Source organism: Pleomorphomonas sp. NRK KF1 (assembly GCF_023721755.1).
Taxonomy (GTDB): Bacteria; Pseudomonadota; Alphaproteobacteria; order Rhizobiales; family Pleomorphomonadaceae; genus Pleomorphomonas.
Genome location: NZ_JAMDLH010000002.1, coordinates 776127 through 784552, shown reverse-complemented (window position 1 = coordinate 784552; position 8426 = coordinate 776127). Strand labels below are relative to the sequence as shown.

The following is an 8426-nucleotide window of genomic DNA, read 5'->3' as shown; positions in this document are numbered from 1 at the left end:
AGAGTCGCGAACGGTTCGTCTCGCGACGCGGAAGCCGTCAGGGAGACGCGGGAGCTTTCTGATCGGGGTTCGACGGATCGGCGGGCTTTGGCTCACCGGCGGCCGGTTTGGCGCCGCTTTCCGTGCTCGACGATACGGTGTCCCTGCGCCCCTGAGGGTCGGCTTGTACCCCGGTTGGCGAAGACGCCGGAAGGTGCAAGGGGACTGCGGCGTTGGTGGGGGCTACGTCGTCCAGCTTCGCGTTGGACGGCGCCGGCTGAAGGGCGTCTGTACCGGCAGGCGGTTCTCCCGATCCCGCCGGCATTTCCGTTCGCGTGGTCGGCTCGTCGCCTGTGTTCAGAATGAGCGGCAAACCGTCCTTGCCGCCGACGACGATGATCTTGCTGTTCGGAGACGCGGCAAGGGTCATCGTTGCCTCGATACCGCGCAGGCGCAGGTATTCCGGCGTGATGGTGCGGGCCACCGTGTCCTGGAAATCGCGAATGCCGTCGGCCTCGATCTTCTTGCGTTCGGCTTCCTTCTTTTCGCGGGCGAGGCGGAAGTCGTATTCCAGCATGGCTTGATATTGTTCGGCCTTGCGCTCGATGGCGTCCTGTACGCGCTCTGGAAGGTTGACGCTGCGAATCAGGACGTCCTCGACGTCGACGAGGCGGCCGCGGAAGCTCTGGTTGCCGAGGGAAGCTCCGAGCTGGGTGACCATGCGCTCCAGCAACTGGGCCTGGATGAAGGCGCGGGTTTCCGAATAGAGCTGCTCGGGCGTGTAGCGAGAGATGAGCTCGCGGGCGTGTGAACCGATTTCCGGATAGACGAGCACTTCATCGTAGCTCGGGCCGATCTGTTGATGCAGAAGACCAACCGTGTCGCGGTTGATCCTGTAGCGGATGGCGATCTCCACCTGCATGCTGAGGCCGTTGGAGGAAATCGTGTCGTAGACGCGGGCGCGGTTCTGAAGACGCGCGTCGTAGAGGTAGACCTCATCCCAAGGAAAGATGACGTGCAGGCCCTCGTCGAGATAGGACGTCGTGACCGTGCCGCCGAAGAAGCGAAGCCACAGCACGCCCACATTGCCGGCCGGCACGTTGACGAAGATCTGTGGTGCCAGGACCAGAAGAAACAGAATGAAGCTGAGGACCAGGGCATAGACGCTGATCGAATGCCGATGGAGTCGTTCGTAAAGCCGGTTCCAGAAGCGCCTTGCGCGCCCCACCTTGCCGCGCCCGGCGGAGCCGACAGCCGCCTCGCCCTGCGTCAAGGTCGTGTCAGCCATCGTGTTTCGCCCGTTTGCCCGCTGTCATCGTCTGCCTCGCATCGCCCCGCCGACCGTCATCCGTGCTCGGCATTGCGACGCGGGCGGCTGATCGCAAGGATAAGGAAGTCGATAAGCGGGGTAACGACGATCGACAGCAGGAAGTGACCGACGAAGCCAAAGACCGTGTGACGCCCCATGAAACCGGTGACGGCGCATCCCATAAGGTACAAGATACCGATGATGATCATCACGGAGCCCCGCCCAGGCGACGAGTAAAGAAATTCCCGTCGTTTTATCGCTGGTTACGATACGAATGCCGGACGGAGCCGTCAATTCGATTTCTATTGACGGGGCAGGGGGGCGCGGAAGACCATGGCCCGTCGTCAACACGCGGGTGTCGTGATGAAACAACGCGAATCGGTCGTCCTCGCCGTCAGGACGGGGGCGGCGATGGTGGTGGTCGCGTTGTCCGTCATCGCGCTGACCTCGACGCTCAGCCTGTTTCGCTTCGAGGAGACCTATAGGGCGCTGGTCGACCAGCGCATGAAGCTGACCGCTGGCGAAGTGGCGCGCGTCCTGTCGGTCGGGTTGGACCTCGGCCTTCCCGTGGATGCGCAGGAGAATATTCCCGGCCTGCTCCGTCAGCGCCTGGCGGCCCATCCGGACCTTGCCTCCATCAGGGTGCGGGATTGTGGCGGGCGGGTCCTGTTTCAGGCCGGTGACGCAACGAACACGGGTCTGGTGGCGAGTTCGCCCTGGACGCGGCGACATGACGAGCAGTTCGACATCAGCATGCGGGTGACTGATGCCACGGGCGGTTGCGCCGCCGAGCTGGTGGTGTCCCGGGCGGCGGCTCCCTTTCGGCAGGCGATGGCGTCGCTGACCCGGCGCTACCTGACGCTTGGGGCATGGGTCGCCGGTCTGACGAGCCTGGCGATGATCGTCGCGGCGCTGGTCTTCTCACGCCCTCCGCCCTCCCTGCGGGCTCTCGATGCCGACCTCGAAGTCCTTGGGCGCGACGACGCGTCGGAGGAGCCCGTCGGGGTCGCAAACGTCGTTCCCGGCAACGCGTGGGAAGCCGACCTTATCGAGGCCTACCGCGCGGCCCGTCCCGCGCTTGTCGCCGCTCGGCGGGCGGGGAGCGACTGAATGCCGAGACGCCTGTTCGATCCCATGTTCCAGGGGCTGGCCATTGCCACGCTCGCCCTCGCCGCCGCGCTGGCCTGTGTTTCCTGGTTGACGATGGCCAGCAGCACCCAGCTTCTGCTTCCCGAGCTGGCAAGAACGGCGCTGGCCGAGGCAGACCAGGGGCGGGCAAAGATCGACGCCGCGATCGAACTCGGCGTTCCCATCGATCGTCTGGTCGGTGTCGACTGGCTGTTCGACACGCTGAAGGAGAGAGAGCCGGACATCGCCTTCCTCGCGGTGACCGACGGTGAGAGGGTGTTGTTCAGCGAGGGCACCACCGGCGACGCGCTGGAACGTCTCCTCTCCAGCCCAACCGAGCCGGTGGCCGACGGACTGTCGTCCTCGCAATCGCTGAAGGGCGGGCATCTCGTGACCGAGCTTCCGCTGCGCCGCGGGTCCATCTACCTCGGCCACCATAGCGACGCGCTGTTCAAGCCGCTTTTCGACAATCTGGTGGACGCCGGCGTGATCGTCCTGGTGTCCTGTCTTCTGGCCTTCGAGGTGATGCTTCTGGTGGTGGTTCTCAACGTGGTCGAGCCGGCACGGGCCGTTGCCCGCGCGTTGCGGCTGGTGGCCGGCGGAGAGGCTGCGACCCTCGCCGTTCCCCGTGCAAGCGGATGGATACGATCCCTGGCGAGCCGCCTTTCAGGTCTTCTGGGGGCGCCCTCGACCGGCGCCGACGCATCGCCACGCACGGCCCCCCTGGTATCGATCCGACTGCTCGCCTTCCTGTTCGTCTTCGCCGAGGAACTTGGCCGATCGTTCATGCCGATCTATGCCGGCGAGATCGCGGCATCCTCATCGGGGCTCGACGCCAACTTCGCGACCGGCGTCGTCGTCGGTCTTCACATGAGCGTCGTCGCGCTGGCAATGCCCTTCGCCACCTTGTTCTACACCCGCCTCGGCAAGGCCCGCCTCTACACGGCCGGCGCGGTGATCGCGACGATCGGTCTGGGTGGCACGGGGCTCGCCGGCAGCTACTGGGAACTGCTCGCCTGGCGCGCTGTTTCGGCGATCGGATATGGCACGACCTATATCGCTTGCCAGGGCTTCGTGATCGAGAAGACCAACTCGACCAACCGGGCCAGCGGTTCGGCGATGATGGTCGGCGGCATCACGCTGGCCGACATCTGCGGGCCGGCCTTTGGCGGGGTACTGGCCGAGCGCTTCGGTCAGAACGAAACCTTCGTCTTTGCCGCGCTGGTCGCCGCCCTGTCGGCGGTCGTCGCGGCCTGGTTGATGGCTGGGTCTCGGCGGTCGCCCGACGAACGGCCGCGCAGCGTCACGCTCGGCGACTTCGCCGTCGCTCTCGCCAACCGACGCCTCGCAGTGCAGATGATCTTCGCTGCCATTCCGGCCAAGCTGCTGCTCACCGGCTTTCTCTACTATCTCCTGCCGGTGACGCTGATCGGTGACGGCTGGCGCGAGGCGGATGTCGGCCGCATACTGATGGTCTATGGCGTGGTGGTGCTGCTCGGTGGGCCGTGGCTCGGTCGCCTCACCGATCGCCGGCAAAACCACGCGGCGGTGGTAACCCTGGGGCTCTTCCTGTCGGCGCTGCCGCTTCTTGCCGCGCCGATCGTGCCTCAGGCGCTCGCCCTACCCGCCGCCATCCTGATGGTGGCAGCTCTCGGCTCGGGGCAGGCCATGTCGATCAGCGCCCAGACCTCCATGGTGGTGGAGATGGCCTCGGAGGCCGATGTTCGTCACGGTCATGCCCCCGAACTGACCGTCATGCGCTTTGTCGAACGGTTCGGTGGCGGACTCGGCCCGATGATCGCCGCGCCACTCAGCGCTCATTTCGGTAGCGTCGGCGCGGTCGCCGTCTTCGGCCTGTATGCCTGCCTGAGCGCGCTGGCCTATGCGGGCCTCACGGCGCGCTGGCGCTCCCGACCGAAGGAGACGGCGCCATGAGGCGGCGCGACCTGCTCGCTGGTCTGTTCGCTGGCGCCACTGGCCTGTTGCTCCTGCGGTCGGCCCAGGCGGCCGACCCGGTCATGGATCGGCGTCGCTTCAGGATCGCGATGGTGCTCTGGCGAGGCGAGACTGACGCGGAGGTAGGCTTTCGGCGGGAGCTGTCGGCGCTTGGGATCGAGGCTGACATCGATGTGCACGACATTGCCCGCAATCTCGACCAACTGCCCGCCGTAATCGCTGAACTTCGCCGTTCGAAACCGGACCTTGTCTATGCCTGGGGCACGGGCGTGACCCTTGGCCTCATCGGCCGCTGGGACGCGGTCGATCCGGCCGTCCACCTCACGGACGTGCCCGTCCTGTTCACCATGGTGTCGTCGCCGCGCGGGGCGGGTATCGAGCCCCCCGACGGTCAACCGCCCCGGCCCAATGTCACCGGCGTATCGCACATCGCGCCGCTGCCGGCCCAGATCAACGCCATCAAGGCCTTCCTGCCGATGCAACGACTCGGCGTCGTCTATAACCCGGCCGAAACCAACTCGCTCGCCAACCTTTCCGAACTCAGGGCGTTGGCGCCCGCTGCCGGCTTCCAGCTTCTCGAAGCCCCCGTGCCGGCGGGAGCCGACGGCCAGCCGGATGCGGCGACCATTCCCGGGCTCGTTGCCGATCTCGGGCGTCGCGGCGCCGATATTCTCTACATCGGGCCGGACAACTTCGTCGGCGCCAACCGCGATGCGTTGACGGGCGCCGGCATCGAGGCGGGCATTCCGGCCTTCACCGCCACCGAGCTCGAGATTCGCGAAAGCCAGGCGATGATCGGCCTTGTCAGCCGCTATGCGACGGTCGGCCAGTTCGCCGCCGACAAGGCCAGGCAGGTTCTGGTGGAGGGAAAACCGCCGTCTTCGGTTCCCATCGAGACGCTGCAGCGGTTTTCCTATCTCGTCCGACTACCGGTAGCCTTGCGACTTCACCGCTATCCGTCGCTGCAGCTCATCGATTACGCGGAGATGATCCGATGACCGAGACGGTCCTGTCCGGCCATCTTCACCGCTGCGACGGCCGGGCCTCGGCGGCTATTCCCTATGTCGGGCGCTGGCTCGAACCCCACGAGGTTGGTGGCGTCATCGCCCTCCATCACGCCGTGCGGGAGGCGGTGGCGCCGGAGCTGCTCTGCCGCGAGACCAACGCCTTCTTTCACGAGCATTGTCGTGCCTGCGGCCGCATCCTGGGTTTGTTCGCGGACGGGGAGCTTATCGGCTACGGCGTTCTCGGCCTGCCCGCGCCCGACCAGGAAAGCTTCGCCGATCAGTTCGGCCTGACGGCGGAGCAAAGAGCTGACGTCGCCACCATCGATGGCGCAGGCGTCTTGCCGCGCTGGCGCGGCAATGGACTGCAGCGTCGGTTGGTGGCGGCGCGCATCGAGGCCGCCCGAATGGCCGGCCGGCGGATCGCCGTGTCGACGGTGGCGCCGGGCAACCTGCCGAGCCTCCGCAACCTTCTCGCGGAAGGACTGACCATTCGGGCGCTGCGTCCCGCGTTCGGAGGGCTCCGCTTCTTGGTGCGCCGCGATCTCGACCGGCTGTCGAAGCCGGATACGGAAGGACGCTGGATCGCCTTGGCGGATACCGCCGAGGCCGCCAGGGCGTTGATATCGGGCTACCAAGGGTGGAGCTTGTCGGAGGCGACGGATGGGCCGCGAATCTGGTACGCCTGCGACAGGGACGCATCGGGAACCTGATATCTGGCTGTCGGTTCGGGCGGCGAGGGGAAACCATGGCCGGGGGAGCGATCATCGCAGTCGCGACGCTGAAGGGCGGCAGCGGCAAGAGCACGCTGGCCAGTTGCCTTGCGGCTCACTGGCGCCTCGCCGGCGGCCAACCGGCGTTGATCGATGCCGATCCACAACGCTCGCTGGTTCGTCTGGCTCGGCGCGAACAGGCGCTCGCCGGCGTGCCGGTGATCGAGAACTCTCGAGGGACCGTCGTGGCGACGGCGCGGGAAGAGGCTTTCAGGCATAGCCCGGTGATCGTCGATACCGCGGGCTTTCGCACGGCGGCTACTCTGGCCGCCATGACGGTCGCCGATCTGGTGATCGTGCCGGTCAAGCCGTCGCCGCTGGATGTCGACGTGATGCTGGATACCGCCGACGCTCTGTTTTCAGGTCAGGAAGGGCGGCGCCTCAAGTTCCGCTGCGTTCTGACCCAGACCACCCGTGACAGCGTCATCGCCCGCCATATACGATCCGAACTCGCCGGGGCCGGTTTTCCGCTGTTCGAATCCGAACTCGTCAACCGGATTGCCTATGGCGAAGCGGCCCTGTTCGGCGCTACGCCATCGATGACCGAGCCGCGAGGCGCTGCGGCGCGGGAGATTGCCGCGTTGGCTCAAGAAGTCGAACAGGCATTGAGCGAGGCGAGGGTGCCCCATGAGTCGTAAGCTTCCGAAGGCGACGGCCGAAACCCTTGATGACATCCGTCGTCGGCCGCGGACCACTCGTGCCGCGCCCGTCACGCCACCGCCCCCTCAAGATGACCAGGCTCCGCCGGAAGCGCCGAGCCCTGCGCCATCCGACGCGGCCGATACCAAGCCGCCCCTGACCGTCGCGACCATCGGTGACGCCACGGCGTTGCGGCGTGCGAGGGCGGGCGAGATCGTGGAACGCCACGCGGCCTATGCCGCCGTCGGCGGCCTGTTGCCGCTGCCCTTCGTCGACACTCTGGGCGTCATGGCGGTGGTCGCCCTGATGATCGAGGCCCTTGCCAAACTCCACGGCCAGGATATCGGCAAGGATCGGGTGAGAACTCTGGTCGCCAGTCTTGCCGGCGGGTTCGGGCAGGCAGGTGCCGGGGTGGTGACCACCGCCGCTTTCGCCAAGCTGGTGCCTGGAGCCAACATCCTGGGAATAATGACGTCCTCGGTCGCCGCCGCGGCCATGACGCGGACCATCGGGCGCGCGTTCGTGCTGCATTTCGAAACCGGCGGCACGGCGCTCACCTTCGACGCCTCGGCCATCCGGGCCTATTTCGCCAGCCAGCCGACCTCGCGCCAGTAGCGGGCCGCGCCCTCATGAAAGGGCAGGAAGTTGCCCTTTTCGAACATTGCGCGGGGATCGACGCCGGCAAGCGCCGCATGACGCGAGCGGAAAAGATCGATGTTTTCCACGACGCTGCGCGTCAGCCAGTAGACGAGATCCTGATCCACCCGGTCGTCGGCGACGAGGGTGGCCTTGAAGCCATAGGAGGGGATCGGCTTGTCCTGGTTCGGATAGGTGCCGGCCGGGATTTCGCCGTTGAAGAAATCCGGGTGTTCGGCCACCAGCCGGTCCGTGGCGGGCGAGCGCATGCCGATGATTCTGGCATTGCAGATGGATATGGACGTGGCGATCGCCGACGCGGGATGGCCGATCCACAGGCCGAAGGCGTCGATATCGCCGTCGCACAGGCCGCGCTGGTTGAGATCCTGCGCGGCGTCATAGACGGTTGCCAGATCGGAAAGCCCAACCCCCTCGGCCGACAACAGCTGTTTCCAGAGCCGGCGCGACGAGGAGCCTTCCGGACCGAGGTTGACCCGCTTGCCTCTGAGGTCGCCGACCCCGTCGATCTGCTGTCCGGCTGCGGTGACCATGAGGCCGAGCTCGTTGTGCAGTGACATGACCGAGCGGGCCGTCGGAAGGTCGAGGCGCTTCTCGGCGATGTCGTTGCTGGTGTTCGACTGCACGATGATGAACTGGGCGCGTCCCTCGGCCATCAGGCTGACATTGCTGAGATCGCCTTGCGAACGCAGCGAAACGCACCGGATGTGATGCTTGGAGAAGGATGCTTCGACAGCGGCGCAAATGGCGCTGGCTACCTGGTAGTAAGTGCCCTTGGTGCTGCCCCCGTAAATGGCGATGAAGCGTTCGGTCTGCGGCATTGCCGAGCTGAAGCCGGGGTCGTCCGGGATCGTCTGCGCGGTCGGGATGGCGTCGGGGCTGAACTCGGCCGGATCGTCCGCGAGTGCGACGGCGGGGCCGGCCAGGACGCAGATGGCAGTGATCACCGCAATGACATGTATGGGCTTCAAGGGTTTTTTCCTC

9 protein-coding genes are annotated in these 8426 nt (G+C 66.2%); 6 read left to right on the top strand and 3 right to left on the bottom strand.

The window, feature by feature from the left end:
• Positions 1–37 precede the first annotated feature (37 nt).
• Both M4J39_RS08950 and M4J39_RS08945 read right to left on the bottom strand, forming a co-directional pair.
• Positions 38–1267 carry an SPFH domain-containing protein gene (locus M4J39_RS08950; protein WP_251727459.1) on the bottom strand — a complete coding sequence of 410 codons (1230 nt, stop codon included), beginning with the start codon at positions 1265–1267 and terminating at the stop codon, positions 38–40.
• Positions 1268–1323: 56 nt separating this feature from the next.
• Positions 1324–1497: a hypothetical protein gene (locus M4J39_RS08945; RefSeq protein WP_251727458.1), complete on the bottom strand. Its 174-nt coding sequence runs from the start codon at positions 1495–1497 to the stop codon at positions 1324–1326.
• 154 nt (positions 1498–1651) lie between these two features.
• Here M4J39_RS08945 and M4J39_RS08940 point away from each other — a divergent pair, with 154 nt between their 5' ends.
• Genes M4J39_RS08940 through M4J39_RS08915 form a run of 6 tightly spaced genes read left to right on the top strand, consistent with a single transcriptional unit; the run spans position 1652 to position 7403 of the window.
• Complete coding sequence (locus M4J39_RS08940) at positions 1652–2398, top strand: hypothetical protein (protein ID WP_251727457.1); 747 nt, start codon at positions 1652–1654, stop codon at positions 2396–2398.
• The gene (locus M4J39_RS08935) at positions 2399–4351 is read left to right on the top strand and encodes an MFS transporter (RefSeq protein ID WP_251727456.1); all 1953 of its coding nucleotides are present in this window, start codon (positions 2399–2401) and stop codon (positions 4349–4351) included.
• A complete protein-coding gene (locus M4J39_RS08930; protein ID WP_251727455.1) occupies positions 4348–5370 on the top strand; it encodes an ABC transporter substrate-binding protein in 1023 nt (340 codons plus the stop codon). Before M4J39_RS08935 ends, M4J39_RS08930 begins: the two co-directional genes overlap by 4 nt.
• Positions 5367–6089 (top strand): GNAT family N-acetyltransferase, encoded by a 723-nt coding sequence (locus tag M4J39_RS08925; protein WP_251727454.1) that lies wholly within the window; start codon positions 5367–5369, stop codon positions 6087–6089. The genes M4J39_RS08930 and M4J39_RS08925 overlap by 4 nt, the downstream gene beginning before the upstream one ends.
• A 35-nt stretch (positions 6090–6124) precedes the next feature.
• The gene (locus M4J39_RS08920; protein WP_251727453.1) at positions 6125–6787 is read left to right on the top strand and encodes a ParA family protein; all 663 of its coding nucleotides are present in this window, start codon (positions 6125–6127) and stop codon (positions 6785–6787) included.
• Positions 6777–7403, top strand: coding sequence for a DUF697 domain-containing protein (locus M4J39_RS08915; protein ID WP_251727452.1), 627 nt, complete (start codon positions 6777–6779; stop codon positions 7401–7403). Before M4J39_RS08920 ends, M4J39_RS08915 begins: the two co-directional genes overlap by 11 nt.
• Here the strand turns inward: M4J39_RS08915 and M4J39_RS08910 are convergent.
• Entirely contained in the window at positions 7370–8413 is a 1044-nt protein-coding gene (locus M4J39_RS08910) for a TAXI family TRAP transporter solute-binding subunit (RefSeq protein WP_251727451.1), read from the bottom strand. The two genes, M4J39_RS08915 and M4J39_RS08910, sit on opposite strands and share 34 nt — an antisense overlap.
• Positions 8414–8426: the final 13 nt, after the last annotated feature.

What these genes read in the sequence shown, in the direction of transcription:
- M4J39_RS08930 (WP_251727455.1), top strand. Translation starts at nt 4,348, where the DNA reads ATGAGGCGGCGCGACCTGCTCGCTGGTCTGTTCGCTGGCGCCACTGGC.
- M4J39_RS08915 (WP_251727452.1), top strand. Translation starts at nt 6,777, where the DNA reads ATGAGTCGTAAGCTTCCGAAGGCGACGGCCGAAACCCTTGATGACATC.
- M4J39_RS08940 (WP_251727457.1), top strand. Translation starts at nt 1,652, where the DNA reads ATGAAACAACGCGAATCGGTCGTCCTCGCCGTCAGGACGGGGGCGGCG.
- M4J39_RS08925 (WP_251727454.1), top strand. Translation starts at nt 5,367, where the DNA reads ATGACCGAGACGGTCCTGTCCGGCCATCTTCACCGCTGCGACGGCCGG.
- M4J39_RS08945 (WP_251727458.1), bottom strand. Translation starts at nt 1,497, where the DNA reads ATGATCATCATCGGTATCTTGTACCTTATGGGATGCGCCGTCACCGGT.
- M4J39_RS08920 (WP_251727453.1), top strand. Translation starts at nt 6,125, where the DNA reads ATGGCCGGGGGAGCGATCATCGCAGTCGCGACGCTGAAGGGCGGCAGC.
- M4J39_RS08935 (WP_251727456.1), top strand. Translation starts at nt 2,399, where the DNA reads ATGCCGAGACGCCTGTTCGATCCCATGTTCCAGGGGCTGGCCATTGCC.
- M4J39_RS08950 (WP_251727459.1), bottom strand. Translation starts at nt 1,267, where the DNA reads ATGGCTGACACGACCTTGACGCAGGGCGAGGCGGCTGTCGGCTCCGCC.